General features: G+C 69.1%; 18 protein-coding genes. 12 read left to right on the top strand and 6 right to left on the bottom strand.

The features are described 5' to 3' along the window. Window positions 1-412 (top strand): hypothetical protein (locus tag I8J34_RS23150; RefSeq protein WP_214364023.1); only part of this gene is annotated, 412 nt, incomplete at its 5' end. A gap of 63 nt (window positions 413-475) precedes the next feature. Further along, complete coding sequence (gene dinB / locus I8J34_RS23155; protein WP_214364006.1) at window positions 476-1,540, top strand: DNA polymerase IV; 1,065 nt, start codon at window positions 476-478, stop codon at window positions 1,538-1,540. 5 nt (window positions 1,541-1,545) lie between these two features. On the opposite strand, the gene I8J34_RS23160 is transcribed toward dinB, so the two are convergent. Genes I8J34_RS23160 through I8J34_RS23185 form a run of 6 tightly spaced genes read right to left on the bottom strand, consistent with a single transcriptional unit; the run spans window position 1,546 to window position 8,116 of the window. Then, window positions 1,546-2,535, bottom strand: coding sequence for an NAD(P)H-dependent flavin oxidoreductase (locus I8J34_RS23160; RefSeq protein WP_230411974.1), 990 nt, complete (start codon window positions 2,533-2,535; stop codon window positions 1,546-1,548). Further along, the gene (locus I8J34_RS23165) at window positions 2,532-3,350 is read right to left on the bottom strand and encodes an oxepin-CoA hydrolase, alternative type (RefSeq protein ID WP_214364007.1); all 819 of its coding nucleotides are present in this window, start codon (window positions 3,348-3,350) and stop codon (window positions 2,532-2,534) included. Before I8J34_RS23165 ends, I8J34_RS23160 begins: the two co-directional genes overlap by 4 nt. Continuing rightward, window positions 3,347-4,576: a CaiB/BaiF CoA transferase family protein gene (locus tag I8J34_RS23170; RefSeq protein ID WP_214364008.1), complete on the bottom strand. Its 1,230-nt coding sequence runs from the start codon at window positions 4,574-4,576 to the stop codon at window positions 3,347-3,349. The genes I8J34_RS23165 and I8J34_RS23170 overlap by 4 nt, the downstream gene beginning before the upstream one ends. Window positions 4,577-4,589: 13 nt before the next feature. After that, window positions 4,590-5,792: a 3-oxoadipyl-CoA thiolase gene (locus tag I8J34_RS23175; RefSeq protein WP_214364009.1), complete on the bottom strand. Its 1,203-nt coding sequence runs from the start codon at window positions 5,790-5,792 to the stop codon at window positions 4,590-4,592. Window positions 5,793-5,815: 23 nt separating this feature from the next. Next, entirely contained in the window at window positions 5,816-7,339 is a 1,524-nt protein-coding gene (locus tag I8J34_RS23180; RefSeq protein ID WP_214364010.1) for a 3-hydroxyacyl-CoA dehydrogenase, read from the bottom strand. A gap of 3 nt (window positions 7,340-7,342) precedes the next feature. Then, entirely contained in the window at window positions 7,343-8,116 is a 774-nt protein-coding gene (locus tag I8J34_RS23185) for an enoyl-CoA hydratase (RefSeq protein ID WP_214364011.1), read from the bottom strand. 324 nt (window positions 8,117-8,440) lie between these two features. Between I8J34_RS23185 and I8J34_RS23190 the strand changes: the two genes are divergently transcribed. The 10 genes from I8J34_RS23190 to I8J34_RS23235 form a co-directional block, all read left to right on the top strand. After that, window positions 8,441-9,244 carry an IclR family transcriptional regulator gene (locus tag I8J34_RS23190; protein WP_214364012.1) on the top strand — a complete coding sequence of 268 codons (804 nt, stop codon included), beginning with the start codon at window positions 8,441-8,443 and terminating at the stop codon, window positions 9,242-9,244. A gap of 187 nt (window positions 9,245-9,431) precedes the next feature. Beyond that, the gene (locus I8J34_RS23195; protein ID WP_214364013.1) at window positions 9,432-10,586 is read left to right on the top strand and encodes an acyl-CoA dehydrogenase family protein; all 1,155 of its coding nucleotides are present in this window, start codon (window positions 9,432-9,434) and stop codon (window positions 10,584-10,586) included. After that, window positions 10,586-12,160, top strand: coding sequence for a class I adenylate-forming enzyme family protein (locus tag I8J34_RS23200; protein WP_214364014.1), 1,575 nt, complete (start codon window positions 10,586-10,588; stop codon window positions 12,158-12,160). Before I8J34_RS23195 ends, I8J34_RS23200 begins: the two co-directional genes overlap by 1 nt. Before the next feature lie 88 nt (window positions 12,161-12,248). After that, the gene (locus I8J34_RS23205; protein WP_214364015.1) at window positions 12,249-13,415 is read left to right on the top strand and encodes an ABC transporter substrate-binding protein; all 1,167 of its coding nucleotides are present in this window, start codon (window positions 12,249-12,251) and stop codon (window positions 13,413-13,415) included. 82 nt (window positions 13,416-13,497) lie between these two features. Further along, complete coding sequence (locus I8J34_RS23210; protein ID WP_214364016.1) at window positions 13,498-14,370, top strand: branched-chain amino acid ABC transporter permease; 873 nt, start codon at window positions 13,498-13,500, stop codon at window positions 14,368-14,370. Next, complete coding sequence (locus I8J34_RS23215; protein WP_214364017.1) at window positions 14,367-15,320, top strand: branched-chain amino acid ABC transporter permease; 954 nt, start codon at window positions 14,367-14,369, stop codon at window positions 15,318-15,320. The genes I8J34_RS23210 and I8J34_RS23215 overlap by 4 nt, the downstream gene beginning before the upstream one ends. Further along, a complete protein-coding gene (locus I8J34_RS23220) occupies window positions 15,307-16,020 on the top strand; it encodes an ABC transporter ATP-binding protein (protein ID WP_214364018.1) in 714 nt (237 codons plus the stop codon). Before I8J34_RS23215 ends, I8J34_RS23220 begins: the two co-directional genes overlap by 14 nt. Next, on the top strand, window positions 16,013-16,714 hold the full coding sequence (locus I8J34_RS23225) for an ABC transporter ATP-binding protein (protein WP_214364019.1): 702 nt from the start codon (window positions 16,013-16,015) through the stop codon (window positions 16,712-16,714). The genes I8J34_RS23220 and I8J34_RS23225 overlap by 8 nt, the downstream gene beginning before the upstream one ends. Continuing rightward, the gene (locus I8J34_RS23230) at window positions 16,692-17,168 is read left to right on the top strand and encodes a PaaI family thioesterase (RefSeq protein WP_214364020.1); all 477 of its coding nucleotides are present in this window, start codon (window positions 16,692-16,694) and stop codon (window positions 17,166-17,168) included. Before I8J34_RS23225 ends, I8J34_RS23230 begins: the two co-directional genes overlap by 23 nt. 9 nt (window positions 17,169-17,177) lie before the next feature. Continuing rightward, window positions 17,178-17,571: electron transfer flavoprotein subunit beta/FixA family protein (locus tag I8J34_RS23235; RefSeq protein ID WP_214364021.1), on the top strand; the 394-nt coding region annotated here is incomplete at its 3' end.

The following is a 17,571-nucleotide window of genomic DNA, read 5'->3' on the forward strand; positions in this document are numbered from 1 at the left end:
CACCGAAATGCTCAGTTCCTGGGAAACCGCTTCCACTGAGGCGCCCTCCGGCGGCAACAGTCGAGCGAGCGCTTTGTCCTTGAATTTTTGTCCGTATCGAGCCACTTCGTTCTCTTCTCATCGCCCCTGGGTTTTGGATTCTATCGAGGCGACAACTATTCTGACTCAGGGGGAGGTGCAGGCGGGAGAAGTCGGCGAATTTGGCGAACACGTCGGCGACTTCGTCGTTGCCGCAGCTGCGCATGTGGTTGGCGAGTTCGGCGAAGCAGCGGGCGGATTCGGCTTCGAGGCGGGCGGCGTGGGCGTGGAGGCACGCGCAGCCCGGATGCAGCGCAGCGGAATCCGGGGGCAGTGGTTGATCGGCCACCATCCCGGATTCCGGCCTTCGGCCTGCATCCGGGCTACGCCCTGACGGCTCCGGAACGGGTGGCGTCGTGCAGCAGCCAGCGGCGTTTCGCGGCACACTAACGCCCCCATGACCCGCAAGATCATCCACTGCGATTGCGACTGCTTCTACGCCGCGATCGAGACGCGCGACGACCCGACCCTGGTGGGCCGGCCGGTCGCCGTGGGCGGACGGGCCGAGACGCGCGGCGTGGTCGCCACCTGCAACTACGAGGCGCGCGCCTTCGGCGTGCGCTCGGCGATGCCCACCGGGCGGGCGCTGCGGCTGTGCCCCGAGCTGGTGGTGCTGCCGCCGGATTTCGAACGCTACCGCGCCGCCTCGCGCCAGATCCTGGCCATCTACCGCGATTACACCGACAAGGTCGAGCCGCTGTCGCTCGACGAGGCCTACCTGGACGTGACTGGCGTGGACCGCTGCCGCGGCAGCGCCACGCTGATGGCCGAGGAGATCCGCGCGCGCATCTTCGCCGAGGTCGGCATCACCGCCTCGGCCGGCATCGCGCCCAACAAGTTTCTCGCCAAGATCGCCAGCGACTGGCGCAAGCCCAACGGCCAGTTCGTGATCCGCCCCGAAGAGGTGGACGCCTTCGTGGTCGACCTGCCGGTCAAGAAGTTGTTCGGCGTCGGGCAGGTGACGGCGGCGCGGATGGAGCGCCTCGGCGTGAACACCTGCGGGCAGCTGCGCGAATGGTCGTTGGCCGACCTGATCGCCAAATTCGGCTCCTTCGGGCGCAGCCTGCACCGGCTGTGCCGCGGCATCGACGAGCGCGCCGTGTCGCCCGACCGCCCGCGCAAGTCGCTGTCGGTGGAGACCACCTATGTCACCGATCTGCCCGACCTGGCCGCCTGCGTGACGGCGGTCGAGGCGCTGCTCGACGACTTCCACCGCCGCTTTGGCCGCCTGTCCCCGGCGCCGCCGGTGCACAAGGCCTTCGTCAAGATCCGCTTCAACGATTTCACCCGCACCACGGCCGAATGCCTGGCCACCTCGCCCGCGGCGGTCGACTGGCCGGCGCTGCTCGCTACCGCCCACGCCCGCCGCGACCGGCCGGTGCGCCTGCTCGGCGTGGGCGTGCGCTTTGTCGAGGAAGACGCCGAGACGGCACGTGGCGCGCAGGCGGGGTTGTTTGATTGAGGAGTTTAGATAGCGGTGAGCCGCTGCAGCCGCGCAACGGCGGCGCGCGCCTCCGCTTCGAGGCGATTGACGATGTCGGCCAGCGGCTCGATGCGGTCGGCAAAGGCCACCGACTGGCCCACCGACAGCACGCCGAGGTCGGCGTTGCCGGTCTCGTAGGCGCGGCGGCCGATGCGGCCGGCGATGTGCGGCATCAGCGCGTCGAGGTCGCCGCCGACATCGCGCTCGATCTGCTGCACGGTGTCGGTGGTCTGGTTGCGCAGCGCGCGCAGGGTGTTGCGCAGCGAGGCCATGACCAGCGTGGTATCGGTTTCCTGCGCCGCGACCAGGCGTGCCTTGTAGTCGGCATGGGCCCAGATTTCCTCGGCCACCAGGAAGCGCGTGCCGATCGCCGCGCCGTCGGCGCCCAGTGCCAGCGCGGCCACCAGCTGGGCGCCGGTGGCGATGCCGCCGGCGGCGATCAGCGGTACGGTGATGTCGCGCGCGGCGATGGCCGCCTGCACCATGGTGCCGATCAGCTCGGTGCCGGGGTGGCCGCCGCATTCGGCGCCGACCACGGTGATGGCGTCCACGCCGGCCGCCTGCGCCGAGCGCGCATGGCGCACGGTGGGCACCTTGTGCAGCACCTTGATGCCCGCCGCATGCAGGCGCGGCAGGTAGGGCTCGGGATTGCGCCCGGCGGTTTCGACGAAGTGCACCCCTTCGGCACACACCAGGTCGACCACCGCGTCGACCCGGTCGCCCTTGGCCAGCTTGGGCAGCATCGAGATGTTGACGCCCCAGGGCTTGCCCTCGGCCAGCTCGGCGCAGCGGCGGATCTCGGCGCGCAGGTCGTCCAGCTCGGCAAAGCTGGCGGCGGTGATGAAGCCGATCAGCCCGGCATGCGCGGCGGCGGCCACATACTCGGCGGTCGACAGCCACTGCAGGCCGCTGGCGACGACCGGCAGGTGGATGCCGAACAGCTCGGTGATGCGGGTGTGGAAGAGGGCGCTCACGCGGGGCTCCGGTTGAATTGGGGGGCGCGGCGCTGGCGGAAGGCCTCGACGCCTTCGCCGGCATCGGCGCCGAAAAGATTCTCGATGAAGTGCTCGCGTTCGAGCGCCAGCTGGTCGTCGAGCGCGGTGGTGGGGGCGCTGTCGAGCAGGGCCTTGATATCCGCCTGGGCGCGACGCGGGCCGCGCGCCAGCGTGTGGCCGAGCGCCAGTGCCTCGGCCAGCGCCGTGCCGTCGGCCACCACCCGATTCACCACGCCGAGCGCCTGCAGGCGATGAGTGTCGATGGGCGCGCCGGTGAGCAGCAGCTCGGCGGCCAGCTGGCGCGGCAGCAGGCGGCCGAGAAAGGCCGAGCCGCCGCCGTCGGGGCTCAGGCCGATGCGTACATAGGCCATGCTGAAGCGGGCGCCCTCGGCGGCGACGATCAGGTCGCAGGCCAGCGCCAGCGAAAAACCGGCGCCGGCAGCGCTGCCTTCGACCGCGGCAATGATCGGCAGCCGGCAGCGGCGCAGGGCCTGCACCCAGCGGTGGAAGCGGTCGATGCCGTCGCGCTGGATGTCCTGCGGGCGGTGGCGGTTGGCGGCCAGGCGGTTGACGTTGCCGCCGGCGCAAAAGTGCGCGCCGGCGCCAGTCAGCACGATGGCGCCGAGCGTGGCATCGCTGGCCGCCTGCTCCAGCGCCTCGAGGCCGGTGGCGTAGAGACTGGGGTGTAGCGCGTTGCGCAGCGGCGGGTTGCTGAGCGTCAGCTGCAGCACGTCGCCATGGCGCTCGATCAGCAGGCGGGCCTCGCCCGGGGCGTCGATATCCTGGGATGTCATCCGATGATGCCTTTTTGGTGGAGTGCCGCGATGTCGGATTCGCTGCGTTTGAGGCAGCCCGCCAGGATCTCGCGCGTGTGTTCGCCGAGCAGCGGCGGCGGCCGGCGGTACTGCACCGGCGTGGCCGAGAACTTGATAGGGCTGGCCACCAGCGGCACGCGGCCGGCCTGCGGATGCGGCAGGTCGATGCGCAGGCCGCGGTGGCGCACCTGCGGATGGTCGAGCGCCTGGGCGATGTCGTTGATCGGGCCGCCGGGCACGCCGGCGGCGCCGAGCGCGTCGATCCAGTGCTGCGCCGGGCGCTGGCGGAACAGCGCTTCGAGCAGCGGCACTAGGGTGTCGCGGTTGCGCACGCGACCGGTGTTGGAGGCAAAGCGCGGATCGGCGGCCAGCTCGGGGCGCTCGACGACGGCGCACAGCCGGGCGAACTGGCCGTCGTTGCCGGCGGCGATGACGAAGGGCGCGTCCGCCGCGGGGAACACCTGGTAGGGCACGATGTTGGCGTGCGCGTTGCCATGGCGCGTCGGCACCCGGCCGGAAGTCAGGTAGTTCATGTTCATGTTGGCCATGCTCGCCACCTGCACGTCGAGCAGCGCCATGTCGATGTACTGGCCGCTGCCGCTGCGCTCGCGGTGGGCCAGCGCGGCGAGGATGGCCACCGTGGCGTACATGCCGGTCATCAGGTCGGCGAAGGCGATGCCGAGCTTCTGCGGCCCGCCGCCGGGCAGGTCGTCGCGCTCGCCGGTGATGCTCATCAGCCCGCCCATGGCCTGGATGATGAAGTCGTAGCCGGGCAGCGGGGCGAGCGGCCCGTCCTGGCCGAAACCGGTGATCGAGCAGTAGATGAGGCGCGGGTTGTTCACCCGCAGCGCCTCGTAGCCCAGGCCGTAGCGCTTGAGCGCGCCGACCTTGTAGTTCTCGATCAGGATGTCGCTGCCGGCGGCCAGCTCGCGCACCAGCGCCTGGCCGTCCTCGGTGGTGATGTCGATGGCTACCGACTGCTTGCCGCGGTTGGCCGCCAGGTAGTAGGCCGCCTCGCGGGTGTCGTGGCCGTCGCCGTCCTTGAGGTAGGGCGGGCCCCAGCCGCGCGTGTCGTCGCCGCTGCCGGGGCGTTCGATCTTGATCACCTCCGCGCCGAGGTCGGCCAGCGTCTGCCCGGCCCAGGGGCCGGCGAGCACGCGGGTCAGGTCGAGCACGCGCAGGTGGGAGAGGGCGCCGTCGGCCATCGGGGGCTCCTGCTTACACGCGCTCGATGATGATCGCCAGCCCCTGGCCGACGCCGATGCACAGGCTGATCGCCGCATAGCGACCGCCGCGGCGTTCCAGCTCGCGCGCCACGCTGAGCGCCAGGCGCGCGCCCGAGGCGCCGAGCGGATGGCCCACGGCGATGGCACCGCCGTTGGGATTGACCCGTGCATCATCGAAGGCGATGTCCATCAGCTTGAGGCAGCCGAGCACCTGCGAGGCGAAGGCCTCGTTGATCTCGATGATGTCCATGTCGGCCAGCGTCAGGCCGGCGCGTTCGAGCGCCTTGGGGATTGCGTAGGCCGGGCCCACGCCCATGATGCGCGGCTCGACGCCGGCCGCGGCGCCAGCGAGGATGCGCGCCATCGGCTTGGCGCCGGCGCGCTCGCCGACGGCGGCATTGCCGATCAGCAGCGCGGCCGCGCCGTCGTTGAGGCCGGAGGCGTTGCCGGCGGTGACCACGCCGCCGTCGAACAGCGGCTTGAGCCGGGCCAGCGCGTCCTCGGTGCTGGCGGGGCGGGGGTGTTCGTCTTCCGCGACCAACTGCGGCGGGGTCTTGCGCCCGGTCGGCACGCTGATCAGCAGGATCTCGCCGGCGAAGAAGCCGTCGGCCTTGGCGGCAGCGTACTTGGCCTGCGAGGCGGCGGCGAAGCGGTCGGCCTGTTCGCGGCTGATGCCGAATTCGGCGGCCACGTTGTCGCCGGTCTCGGGCATCGAGTGGCCGCCGTATTGCGCCACCACTTTGGGATTCGGGAAGCGCGCGCCGATGGTGGTGTCGTACACCGTGAAGTCGCGGCTGTAGGCCGACTCGGCCTTGGCGACCACGAAGGGTGCGCGGCTCATGCTCTCGACGCCGCCGGCCAGATACAGCTCGCCCTCGCCGCAGCGGATCGCGCGGGCGCTGTCGAGCACCGCGGCCAGGCCGCTGGCGCACAGGCGGTTGACCGTCTGCCCCGGCACGCTGGCCGGCAGGCCGGCGGCGAGCAGGGCGTTGCGCGCCACGTTGCGGCTGTCTTCGCCGGCCTGCGAGGTGCAGCCGAGGATCACGTCCTCGATCTGCTCGGGGCGGAAAGGCGAGCGGCCGACCAGTTCGGCCATCACGGTGGCGACGAGGTCGTCGGGGCGCACCGGGGCGAGCAGGCCGGCATGGCGGCCGAAGGGGGAGCGCAGACCGTCGTAGATGTAGGCGTCGAGCATGGGGATTCCTTGAATGGAGGTAATCAGTTTTCGGGGGTCAGCAGCGACACGCCGAGGCGGGCGCGGCGCACCAGCCAGGGGCTGGGGCGGTAGCGCGGGTCGCGGTAGAAGGCGTGCATGGCATCGAGGATGGCGAGCACGTTGGCGGCGCCGAGCGTGTCGCCGAGCGCCAGCGGGCCTTGCGGATAGCCGAGGCCGAGCGTGACCGCGCGGTCGATGTCCTCGGGCGTGGCGACGCGTTGCTGGGCGATGTCGCAACCGATGTTGACGATGGTGGCCAGCACGCGCTGGGCGACGAAACCGGCGCTGTCGTTGATCAGCGTGACCGGCGTGCCGTCGGCGGCGAGCAGGCCGCGCGCGGCCTCCGCCATGGCGCGGGTGGTCAGCGGCGTGCGCATCAGCGTGCGGCGGCGCGCCAGCGTGAGCGGGTCGAGCGCCAGCGTGCGCGCCGGGTCGAGGCCTTCGGCCAGCGCGGCGGTGGTGGCGTCTTCGCCCAGCGGCAGCACCAGGCACAGGGCCTCGGTGCTGGGGCGCTCGCCGGTCTCCTCCAGCCGGGCGCCGAGCGTTGCCAGCAGCGCGGCGACACGCTCGGCCGCCGGGGCGTTGCGCCGGCTCAGCCACACCGGCGTGTCGCCCTTGGGCGGGGCGGTGTCTTCCGGCGGCTGCTCGGCCTTGCCGTCAACATAGGTGTAGAAACCGCGCCCGCTCTTGCGGCCGAGCAGGCCGGCGGCGAGGCGCTGGCGGGTGATCGGCGAGGGGCGGTAACGCGGCTCCTGGTAGTACTGGTCGTAGATCGACTCCATCACCGGATGCGACACGTCCAGCCCGGTGAGGTCGAGCAGTTCGAACGGCCCCATGCGGAAGCCGGCGGCCTCGCGCAGGATGCGGTCGATGTCGGCCACGCCGGCAATGCCTTCGCCGAGGATGCGCAGCGCCTCGGTGCCGAAGGCGCGCCCGGCATGGTTGACGATGAAGCCCGGGGTGTCCTGGGCGCGCACCGGGGTGTGGCCCATGCGCCGGGCCAGCGCGGTCAGCGCCTCGCCGACCCAGGCCTCGGTGAGTGCGCCGTCGATGACCTCGACCAGCTTCATCAGCGGCACTGGGCTGAAGAAGTGGAAGCCGCCGACGCGGCCGGGCAGCCGGCAGCCGGCGGCGATGGCGGTGACTGACAGCGAGGAGGTGTTGGTGGCCAGCAGGCAGTGCGCGCCGACGATGGCTTCGAGCTGGGCGAACAGCGCGCGCTTGGCGTCGAGCAGCTCGACGATGGCCTCGACGACGAGGTCGCAGCCGGCCAGCGCGTCGAGCGTGTCGGCAACGGCCAGCCGCGCGCTGGCTGCGGCGGCGGCCTCGGCGGTGAGCTTGCCCTTGTCGGCCAGTTTGGTGAGCGTCTGGCCGATGGCCTCGCGCGCCTCGGCGGCGGCCTCGGTGCGGGCGTCGTGCAGCAGCACGCGGATGCCGCCCTGGGCGGCGATCTGGGCAATGCCGCGGCCCATCAGGCCGGTGCCGACGATGCCCAGGACGAGATCGTTGCGGGTGGTATCGAGCATGGGTCAGCGTCCGTGGTAGGTGGCGGGGCGTTTGTCGAGGAAGGCGCGCATGCCTTCCTTCTGGTCGTCGCTGGCGAACAGCAGCTGGAAGGCCTTGCGTTCGAGCGCCAGCGCGCTGTCGAGCGAGGCGTCCTGGCCGGCCAGCACCACTTCCTTGATCTGGCGCACGGCCAGCGGCGGCAGGGCGGCGATCTCGGCGGCCAGGGCCAGGGCGCGCTCCTGCACCTGGTCGTCGGCCACCACCTCGCTGGCCAGGCCCATGGCCAGCGCCTCGCGCGCACTCACCGGCTGGCCGGTGAGCACCATCTTCATGGCCTGGAACTTGCCGACCGCGCGGGTCAGGCGCTGGGTGCCGCCGGCACCGGGCATCACGCCGACGCGCACCTCGGGCTGGCCGAAGGCAGCGCCTTCGCCGGCGACGATGATGTCGGCGTGCATGGCCAGCTCGCAGCCGCCGCCCAGCGCCAGGCCGTTGACCGCGGCGATCACCGGCACCGGACAGTCGGCGATGGCCTGCCACAGCCGGTGGGTGTTGCGCAGCATCATGTCCACGGCGCTGCGCTCGGCCAGATCGCGCAGGTCGGCGCCGGCGGCGAAGATGCGCTCGGAGCCGGTGAGCACGATGCTGCGCACCTCGGCATCGTTGCCCAGCGCGGTGAACTGCTCGGCCAGCGTCTGGCGCAGCGACGGGCTCAGCGCGTTGCGGGCTTCGGGGCGGTTGAGCCGCAGGCGGGCCACGCCCGGGCGGGGGCGGTCGGTCAGGAGTTCGTCGCTCATCTGGATTCCTGTTTTGTGGTTCGCATAGCGAAACAACAGTTCGCAAAAAATATTCCTGCGCAGACCTTATCGCTTAAACCCCGGGATGTAAACCGTTTCGCAAACACCCGCAGGCGGTAGCCAAAAGGCAGTCAATATATGCAGGCCCGATGCGAATCGGGGAAAATGGCGGGCGGCGTGCGGGAAAAACCCTGGATGTTCCGCACAGCGAATCAGTGTTTCAAAAAAACGTTGACGCATTTGTTTTTCGTGTGCAACGATGGCGTCGCCTTCACCGGCGGCAATCAATCCGAACCGATGAAGTGGAGGTAAGAGGACATGGCAATGGACAAGGAAATCCAGATGTTTGGCGATGACGAGGAAAGCAAGGACCGTCAGTTCGTCAATGCGCTGGCGCGGGGGCTGGAGATCCTGCGCTGCTTCCGTCCGGGCGAGACCTACCTGACCAACGCCGAGCTGGCCGGCCGCACCGGCATCCCCAAGCCGACGGTGTCGCGGCTGACCCACACGCTGACCAAGCTGGGCTACCTGGCCTACTCGGACAGCCAGGGCCAGTACCGCCTGGCCTCCGGCGTGCTGGCGCTGGGCTACTCGATGCTGGCGAATCTGGATGTGCGCGACATCGCCCGTCCGGCGATGCAGGAGCTGGCGGAATACTCGCGCGCCTCGGTGTCGATCGGCGTGCGCGACCGGCTGAGCATGGTGTACGTGGAAACCTGCCGCAGCAGCGCGCGCGTCACCCTGCAGCTGACGGTGGGCTCGCGCATCCCGATCGCCACCACGTCGATGGGCAAGGCGCTGATGTGCGCGCTGCCGGCGCACGAATTCGATTTCCTGATGGACCACATCCGCCTCGCCGACGAGGAGAACTGGCCGCACATCAAGCTGGGCATCGAACAGGCCCAGCGCGACTACGCCGAGCGCGGTTTCTGCATGGCGCTGGGCGAGTGGCACAGCGACATCCATTCGGTCGGCGTCCCGCTGCTCGGCATCGAGCGCGAGAAAGCCATGGCCTTCAATTGCGGCGGCCCCAGCTACGTGCTGTCGCGCGAAAAACTCGAGAGCGATCTCGGCCCCCGTCTGGTCCAGCTTGTGCGCAAGGTGGAGACGGACATGGGCCGGGTCTGAGAGCCGGAGCGTCTTTCGTTCATGTGCGCTCGTCACCCCAAAAACGACCTGCCCGTCGTTGCAAATGCTCGCCATAGCCCGCGCTATGGCTGTGCTTTGCGCCTGGATCAGGCCGCCTTTGGGGCGCCGCTCGGGCACGCCCGAAAAACGCCCCGGCTCTAAACACACCTACCCCGTTGAGGAAACCATGATCCGAGATCCCGAAACCCTGAACCTGCTGCTGGACAGCGTCTCCCGCTTCGTGCGCGAGCGCCTGGTGCCGAACGAGCCGCTGGTGGCCGAAACCGACGAGATCCCCGCGGATATCGTTGCCGAGATGCGCGAACTGGGCCTGTTCGGGTTGTCGATCCCGGAGCAGTACGGCGGCCTCGCCCTGACCATGGAAGAAGAAGTGCGCGTGGCCTTCGAGATCGCCCGCACCTCGCCCGCCTTCCGTTCGCTGATCGGCACCAACAACGGCATCGGCTCGCAGGGCATCGTCATCGACGGCACGGAGGCACAGAAGCAGCACTACCTGCCGCGCCTGGCCGCCGGCGAGATCATCGGCTCCTTCGCGCTGACCGAGCCGGGCTCGGGCTCCGACGCCGCCTCGCTGCGCACCTCCGCCGTGCGCGACGGCGACCACTATGTGCTCAACGGCACCAAGCGCTTCATCACCAATGCGCCCGAGGCCAGCATCTTCACCGTCATGGCGCGCACCGACCCGCAGAAGAAAGGCGCCGGGGCGATCTCCGCCTTCATCGTCGAGGCCGGCACGCCGGGTCTGTCGCTGGGCAAGATCGACAAGAAGATGGGGCAGAAGGGCGCCCACACCTGCGACGTGATCTTCGACAACTGCCGCGTGCCGGCGGCGAACATCATCGGCGGCAAGGAAGGCGTGGGTTTCAAGACCGCCATGAAGGTGCTCGACAAGGGCCGGCTGCACATCGCCGCGGTGTGTGTCGGCGCGGCCGAGCGCATGCTCGACGACGCCCTGGCCTACGCCATGGAGCGGCAGCAGTTCGGCAAGCCGATCGCCGAGTTCCAGCTGATCCAGGCGATGCTCGCCGACAGCAAGGCCGAGATCTACGCCGCCCGCTCGATGGTGCTCGACGCCGCGCGCCGTCGCGATGCCGGCGACGACATCTCCACCGAGGCCTCGTGCTGCAAGCTGTTCGCCTCCGAAATGTGCGGCCGCGTGGCCGACCGCAGCGTGCAGATCCACGGCGGCGCCGGCTACATCGCTGAATACGCCGCCGAGCGCTTCTTCCGCGATGTGCGCCTGTTCCGCATCTACGAAGGCACCACGCAGATCCAGCAACTGGTGATCGCGCGCAACATGATCAAGGCGGCGGCGGCCTGATGGATGCGACGACGAACGCGCTGCTGGCCTCGCTGCCGCAGCGCCTGAGCGATATTCCCGCGCGCTGGGCCGCCCAGGCGCCCGAGGCGCCGGCGGTCTCGCAGGGCGGCGTGGTGTGGTCCTGGCGCGAGCTGGCGCGGGCGGTCGACGACGGCGTGGCGCTGCTGCAAGGCCTCGCGGTGCGTCCCGGCGACCGGGTGATGATCGTCGGCGAGAACTGCGCGGCGCAGATCGCACTGATCTTTGCCGCGGCGCGGCTCGATGCTTGGTCGGTGAACGTCAATGCGCGGCTGTCGCCGGGCGAGGTCGACGCCATCCGCGAACACTGCGGCGCGCGGCGGGCGATCTACACGGTGGCGGTGTCGCCCGACGCGGCGGCGCATGCCGACCGGCATGGCGCCGAGCGCACGGCCCAGCCGCTGCTCGGCGAGCTGGCGCTGGGCGCGCTGAACACTGCCTGCGAGCCCGAGCCGGTATCGGCCTCCGGCGCCGAGCAGGTGGCGGCGCTGGTGTACACCACCGGCACCACCGGCCATCCCAAGGGGGTGATGCTGACGCATCGCAACCTGCTGTTCATCGCCGCGGTGTCGAGCCGGCTGCGCCAGCTGAGCCCGGCGGATCGGGTGTATGGCGTGCTGCCGATCTCGCATGTGTATGGCCTGGCCTCGGTGATGCTCGGCACGCTGTATGCCGGCGCAGCCCTGCATGTGGTGCCGCGCTACGCCCCGCAGGCGCTGATCGACGCGCTCGACCGCGAAGGCGTTACCGTGCTGCAGGGCGTGCCGGCGATGTATGCGCGGCTGCTCGAAGCGGCGCGGGGTGCCTGGTCGCCGGCACGCACGCGCCTGCGCTTCCTGTATGCCGGCGGCTCGCCGCTCGACCCGACGCTGAAGGCCGAGGTCGAGCAGGTGTTCGGCCAGACGCTGCACAACGGTTACGGCATGACCGAGAGCTCGCCGACGATCAGCCAGACCCGGGTCGAATCGCCGCGCCGCGATACCTCGGTGGGGCCGGCGATCCCCGGCATCGAACTGCGCATCGTCGATGGCGAGGGCGCCGATGTGCCCGAGGGGCTGCCCGGCGAGCTGTGGGTGCGCGGGCCGAACGTGATGAAGGGCTACTACCGCGAACCGGCGCTGACCGCCGACACCATGCGGCCGGGCGGCTGGCTCAACACCGGCGACGTGGCGCGGCGCGACCCCGACGGGGCGCTCTTCATCGTCGGGCGCACCAAGGAATTGATCATCCGCTCGGGCTTCAACGTCTATCCGGTCGAGGTCGAGGCCGCGTTGAACTCGCATCCGGCGGTGTCGCAGTCGGCGGTGGTGGGGCGCACGGTGGCCGACGGCAACGAGGAGGTGGTGGCCTTCGTCGAGCCCGATCCGTCGCGCACGCTCGATCTCGACGAGCTGCAGCGTTACCTGGCCGAGCGGCTGTCGCCGTACAAGTGCCCGTCGCAGATCGTGGTGATGCAGGCCATGCCGGCGGCGGCCACCGGCAAGGTGTTGAAGGGCCTGCTCAAGCAGCAGGCGCAGGACATGCCCCCGTCGTCGCAGGCGAAGGGCGGCAAGTAAGGCAATGACGGCGCCGGGCGAAGGCCCGACGCGTTGCTGAAAGAGGTTCCGGTGCGGAACCCGTGAATAAGACTGGAGGATTGAGACAATGAACAGAATCAGCAGCAAGATCGGCCTGGTGGCGGCAGCACTGTCGCTACATGTGGGTGGCGCGTTCGCCGACGAAATCCTGGTGGGGGCGGAGATCCCGCTGACCGGTTCGCTGGCGCGCGTCGGTGCCGGCATGCACGAAGGCATCTCGGTGGCGGTCGACGTGTTCAACAAGACCAACGGCAAGCACACCATCAAGATCGTCACCGCCGACGACGAGTCCGCACCGGCCAAGGCCATCGCGGCGGTCGAGAAGCTCGCCGGCGACGGCGTGGTGGCGATCACCGGCGGCTACGGTTCGAACAACATCGGGCCGGCCTCCGACGCGGCGAACAAGCTGGGCCTGCCCTACATCACCTCCGGCGGCGTGGCCGAGAACCTGACCGAGCGCGGCTACAAGACCTTCTTCCGCATCAACAACACCGCCGGCTACCAGAAGGCCATGGTCGGCCTGCTCGACACCATGCAGATCAAGTCGGCCTCGGTGGTCTATTCGACCAAGGAGGCGACCGCCGACCTGGCCAAGGACGTGGAGAAGGAGCTGGCCGCCAAGGGCGTGGCGGTGACGCTGCATGCCTTCGACCCGGCCATCACCGACTTCAAGCCGATCATCAACAAGGTGCGTCTGCAGGACAAGCCGGAAGTGATCGTGATGGTCGGCTACGAGAATGACTATGTCGGCATCCTGCGTGCCGCCAAGGTGCTCAAGCCCAAGGTCAAGGCGATGGTCGGCGTGTGGTCGCTGGCGACGCCGAAGATGGCCAGCGATTTCCCCGACCTGATGCCCTCGGTGTATGGCACGGCGCTGCTGCCGTTCCCGGCCGAGTTCCAGACCGAAGAGGGCAAGCGCTTCGCCGACACCTACATGAAGCTCTACAACAAGGCACCGGATTACCTCGGCCAGTTCGGCTTCGTGCAGTCGATGATCCTCTTCGAGGCCATCGCCCGGGCGGCGGACGCCGGCACCCTGAAGAGCGGCGGCATCGCCCAGGAACTGGCCAGGACCGACCGCCAGACGCTGATCGGCCGCGTGCAGTTCAGCGACAAGGGCGACAACCTCAACTTCGTGCATCGCATGGGCCAGCACCAGGACGGCAAGATCGCCATCGTGTGGCCGAGCGATGCGGCTACCGGCAAGATGAACTTCCCCGGCGTGCCCTGGTAAATCCGTTCGTCTCATCGTGCAGTCGGTGCCCGCGAGGTCGCGGCCCGTCTGCACCCAATGCATTTATCGGAGCTCGTCCCACATGTCCGAACTCATCATGCAGGCGCTCTATTCCGGGGTGCTGCAGGGCGGTTCCTACGCCCTGATCGCACTCGGCCTGGCGCTGGTTTTCGGGACCATGAAGGTGATCAACCTGGCGCACGGTGAACTCGTGCTGCTGGCTGCCTACATGGCCTACACGGTCGAATCCCGCTTCGGCCTCAGCCCGATGTTCGCCATTCCGGTGGCGCTGGTGCTGGTATGCATCTGCGCCGTGCTGGTGTATTTCCTGATCAGCCTGATCCGCAAGGACCGCGAACTCAATTCGCTGATCCTCACCTATGGCGTCGGCATCATCCTGACCAATGCGGTGCTGTTGATCTGGTCGGCCGACGTGCGCTCCACGTCCTCCGCCTGGATGCAGGACGCGCTGGTGTTCGGGCCCTTCTACAGCATGCGCAGCGAGGTGCTGTTCTTCGTCGTCAGCATGGCGCTGATGGGCGGGCTGTGGTGGTGGCTGTCGAAGAGCTGGTACGGCCGTGCGGTGCGCGCCGTGTCGAGCAACCGCGACGCGGCCAAGCTGATGGGCATCAACCCGCGCACCACCGAGATCGTCTCCTTCGTCGTGGCCGGCATCCTGGCCGCCTTCGCCGGCGTGGCGATCTTCAGCTACGGCGTGATCCAGCCGGCCTTCGGCCATGCGCTGACGGTCAAGGCCTTCATCATCACCGTGCTGGCCGGCATCGGCTCGATTCCGGGGGTGATGGTCGGCGCGCTGCTGCTCGGCATCGCCGAGGCGCTCACCGTCACGCTGGCCAGTTCGGCCCTGCAGGAGCTGGTCGGCATGGGCCTGTTCCTGCTGGTTTTGTTCGTGATGCCCAACGGGCTGTTCGGTGCAGCCGGGAGGCGGGGATGAAAATGTCGAAAACCGGGCTGGCGGTGATATTCGCGGCCTACGTGCTGGTGCCGCTGCTGCTGGGCAGCAACAGCTATGTGATGAGCCTCATCGTGGCGGCCATGATCATCGGCGGCATCGCGCTCGCCTGGGCGCTGCTGGGCAACCTCGGCGGCATGGTGAGCTTCGGCCACTCGGCCTTCTTCGGGGTCGGCGCCTATGTGTCGGCGATCCTCACCATGAAGGCCGGCGTGCCGGTGCTGGCAGCGATGCTGCTCGGCGGCGCCGGGGCCGTGGCGGCCTCGCTGGCGATGCTGCCGGTGCTGCGCCTGAAGGGGCCGTACTTCGCGCTGGCGATCCTGGCCTACGCCCACATTTTCAAGATCCTCGCCACCGAATGGAGTTCGGTCACCGGCGGCTCGGCCGGCCTGGCCAGCGTGCCGCGCTTTCCGACGCTGATGGGCGTCGACCTGAGCAGCAAGACCGGCAGCTACCTGATCGTCCTCAGCCTGCTGCTGGTGTTCATCGCCGCCTACCGGCTGATTCGTTCGAGCCACTACGGCATCGCGCTGCGCGCCATGCACGACAGCGAGGACGCGACCCGCGTGGTCGGGGTCAACAGCACGCTGCTCAAGGCACTGATGCTGTTCGTGTCGGCCTTCATGACCGGCGTGATCGGCGCCTTCAATGTGCACTACATCAACTTTCTCGAGCCCGACTACGCGTTCAGCGGCCTGTGGGTGACGCTGCCCATCGTGGCAGCCATCTTCGGCGGCTACCGCACCATTCTCGGCCCGCTGGTCGGGGCGGTGACGGTCTATCTGGTCGACCAGCTGGTGTTCAAGAACCTCATCCCCTCGGGCCATCAACTGGTCCTCGGCGCGCTGCTGGTGGCGATGATCATTTTCAGTCCGGGCGGCCTGATGCCGCTGCTACGCAAGGGCTCACGGAGGAAACATGCTGCGGCTTGAAGATCTCTCGGTCCGCTTCGGCGGCCTGACGGCGGTCAATACCGTCTCCCTGTCGGTCGGCTCGCACGAGGTCGTCGGCCTGGTGGGGCCCAACGGCGCCGGCAAGACCACGCTGTTCAACGCGGTGTCGGGGCTGGTCAAGCCGTCGAGCGGGCGCATCCTGTTCGACTCGGCGGACATGCTGCGCACCCCGCTGCACCGGCGTGCGCGCATGGGCATCGGCCGCACCTTCCAGATCCCGCAGCCGATGCATGAGCTGACGGTGCGCGAGAACCTGATCGTCGCGCAGCGTTTCGGCACGGGTGCGGTCGATACGCGCAAGATCGACGAGGTGCTCGAATTCACCGCGCTCACCGACAAGGCCGAGCGCCACGCCGCCACCGAGCTGGCGCTCACCGAGCTGAAGGCGCTCGAAGTGGCCAAGGCGCTGGCGACCAACCCCAAGCTGCTGCTGCTCGACGAGGTGCTCGCGGGCCTGGAGACCAACGGCAAGCGGCGCTTCATGGGCATGCTCAAGGATCTGCACGAGAAGTTCGCCGTCGGCATCCTGATCATCGAGCACGACATCGAGACCATCAGCAATCTGTGCCATCGCGTGGCGGTGCTCAACTTCGGCGAGCTGATCGCCGACGGCACGCCCGACAAGGTCTTCCGCGATCCGGAAGTGATGAAGAGCTACACGGGGGCGAGCGATGCTTGAGATTGCCAACGTCCGCGCCGGTTACGGTGCGATCAACATTCTGTGGGACGTCTCCCTCTCGGTGCCGACCGGGCAGCTGACGACCATCATCGGCCCCAACGGCGCCGGCAAGACGACGCTGCTGCGCGCCATCATGGGCCTGGTGCCGCTCAGCCAGGGCAGCATCCGCCTCAACGGCGAGCCGCTCGACGGCAGTTCGACCTGGAGCATGCTCGAACGCGGAGTCGCGATGATCCCCGAGGGGCGCATGATCTTCAAGGACATGAGCATCGAGGAAAACCTGATGCTCGGCGCTTTCCCCAAGGCGCACCGGGCGGCCTCGCAGGCCAACTGCGAGAAGGCCTACGCGATGTTCCCGCGCCTCTCCGAGCGGCGCGCCCAGCTGGCCGGCACCCTGTCCGGCGGCGAGGCGCAGATGCTGGCCATGGCGCGCGGGCTGATGTCCGACCCCAAGCTGCTGATCATCGATGAGCCCTCGCTGGGCCTGGCGCCGGTGGTGGTCAACGAGCTGTTCGAGATCCTCGCGCGGCTCAAGGCCGAGGGGCGCACCATCGTGCTGGTCGAGCAGAACACGCACAAGGCGGTGGGCGTGGCCGATCACGTCCACCTGATGCAAAGCGGCAAGGTGGTGCTCTCGCAGCCGGCGGCCGAGGTCAGCCTGGAGGCGTTGCATGAGCTCTACTTTGCGCGCTGAGACGCCGGCCGGCGCCGAGCCGTACCCGGAGGCGATCGGTGAGGGCTTCGGGCGCCTGCTCGGCTGCCGGGTGACGCACTGGGCGCCGGACAGCGTCGAGGTCGAGCTGGCGCTCGGCCCGCAGCACCTGAACCGCGCCGGCTCGGTGCATGGCGGCGTGCTGGCCACGCTGATCGATGTCGCCTGCGCGCTGTCGGGCCTCTATTCCGGCGTGCCGGGGCGGGTGCGCAAGGCGGTGACGCTGTCGCTCACCACCCACTTCACCGGCCAGGTGTCGGGCGGCACGCTGCGCGCCCGCGGCCGGGCGCGCGCCGGCGGGCGCAGCATCTTTTTCGCCACCACCGAGGTGGTCGACGCCGAGGGGCGCGCGATCGCCCATGGCGAGGCGGTCAACCGCTACCGCCGCGGCAGCGAGACGGCAGACGGCGTGTTGCCGGACGAACAACATAGTTGAGGTGATCGAATGAAGATTCTGGTTCCCGTGAAACGGGTCGTTGATTACAACGTGAAGGTTCGGGTCAAGAGCGACGGCAGCGGTGTGGACATCGCCAACGTCAAGATGAGCATGAACCCCTTCGACGAGATCGCGGTGGAAGAGGCGGTGCGGCTCAAGGAAGCGGGCGTGGCCACCGAAGTGGTGGCGGTGTCCTGCGGCGTGGCCCAGTGCCAGGAGACGCTGCGCACGGCGATGGCCATCGGTGCCGACCGCGGCATCCTGGTGCAGACCGACGAAGAACTGCAGCCGCTGGCCGTGGCCAAGCTGCTCAAGACCCTGGTCGAGAAAGAAGGCCCGCAGCTGGTCATCCTCGGCAAGCAGGCGATCGACGACGACGCCAACCAGACCGGCCAGATGCTCG

This window comes from Denitromonas iodatirespirans (genome assembly GCF_018524365.1).
Taxonomy (GTDB): Bacteria; Pseudomonadota; Gammaproteobacteria; order Burkholderiales; family Rhodocyclaceae; genus Nitrogeniibacter; species Nitrogeniibacter iodatirespirans.

Excerpts from the sequence above, each read along its gene's own strand:
- dinB (WP_214364006.1), top strand. The coding sequence starts at position 476 with ATGACCCGCAAGATCATCCACTGCGATTGCGACTGCTTCTACGCCGCG.
- I8J34_RS23165 (WP_214364007.1), bottom strand. The coding sequence starts at position 3,350 with ATGACATCCCAGGATATCGACGCCCCGGGCGAGGCCCGCCTGCTGATC.
- I8J34_RS23170 (WP_214364008.1), bottom strand. The coding sequence starts at position 4,576 with ATGGCCGACGGCGCCCTCTCCCACCTGCGCGTGCTCGACCTGACCCGC.
- I8J34_RS23175 (WP_214364009.1), bottom strand. The coding sequence starts at position 5,792 with ATGCTCGACGCCTACATCTACGACGGTCTGCGCTCCCCCTTCGGCCGC.
- I8J34_RS23180 (WP_214364010.1), bottom strand. The coding sequence starts at position 7,339 with ATGCTCGATACCACCCGCAACGATCTCGTCCTGGGCATCGTCGGCACC.
- I8J34_RS23185 (WP_214364011.1), bottom strand. The coding sequence starts at position 8,116 with ATGAGCGACGAACTCCTGACCGACCGCCCCCGCCCGGGCGTGGCCCGC.
- I8J34_RS23190 (WP_214364012.1), top strand. The coding sequence starts at position 8,441 with ATGGACAAGGAAATCCAGATGTTTGGCGATGACGAGGAAAGCAAGGAC.
- I8J34_RS23195 (WP_214364013.1), top strand. The coding sequence starts at position 9,432 with ATGATCCGAGATCCCGAAACCCTGAACCTGCTGCTGGACAGCGTCTCC.
- I8J34_RS23200 (WP_214364014.1), top strand. The coding sequence starts at position 10,586 with ATGGATGCGACGACGAACGCGCTGCTGGCCTCGCTGCCGCAGCGCCTG.
- I8J34_RS23205 (WP_214364015.1), top strand. The coding sequence starts at position 12,249 with ATGAACAGAATCAGCAGCAAGATCGGCCTGGTGGCGGCAGCACTGTCG.
- I8J34_RS23210 (WP_214364016.1), top strand. The coding sequence starts at position 13,498 with ATGTCCGAACTCATCATGCAGGCGCTCTATTCCGGGGTGCTGCAGGGC.
- I8J34_RS23215 (WP_214364017.1), top strand. The coding sequence starts at position 14,367 with ATGAAAATGTCGAAAACCGGGCTGGCGGTGATATTCGCGGCCTACGTG.
- I8J34_RS23220 (WP_214364018.1), top strand. The coding sequence starts at position 15,307 with ATGCTGCGGCTTGAAGATCTCTCGGTCCGCTTCGGCGGCCTGACGGCG.
- I8J34_RS23225 (WP_214364019.1), top strand. The coding sequence starts at position 16,013 with ATGCTTGAGATTGCCAACGTCCGCGCCGGTTACGGTGCGATCAACATT.
- I8J34_RS23230 (WP_214364020.1), top strand. The coding sequence starts at position 16,692 with ATGAGCTCTACTTTGCGCGCTGAGACGCCGGCCGGCGCCGAGCCGTAC.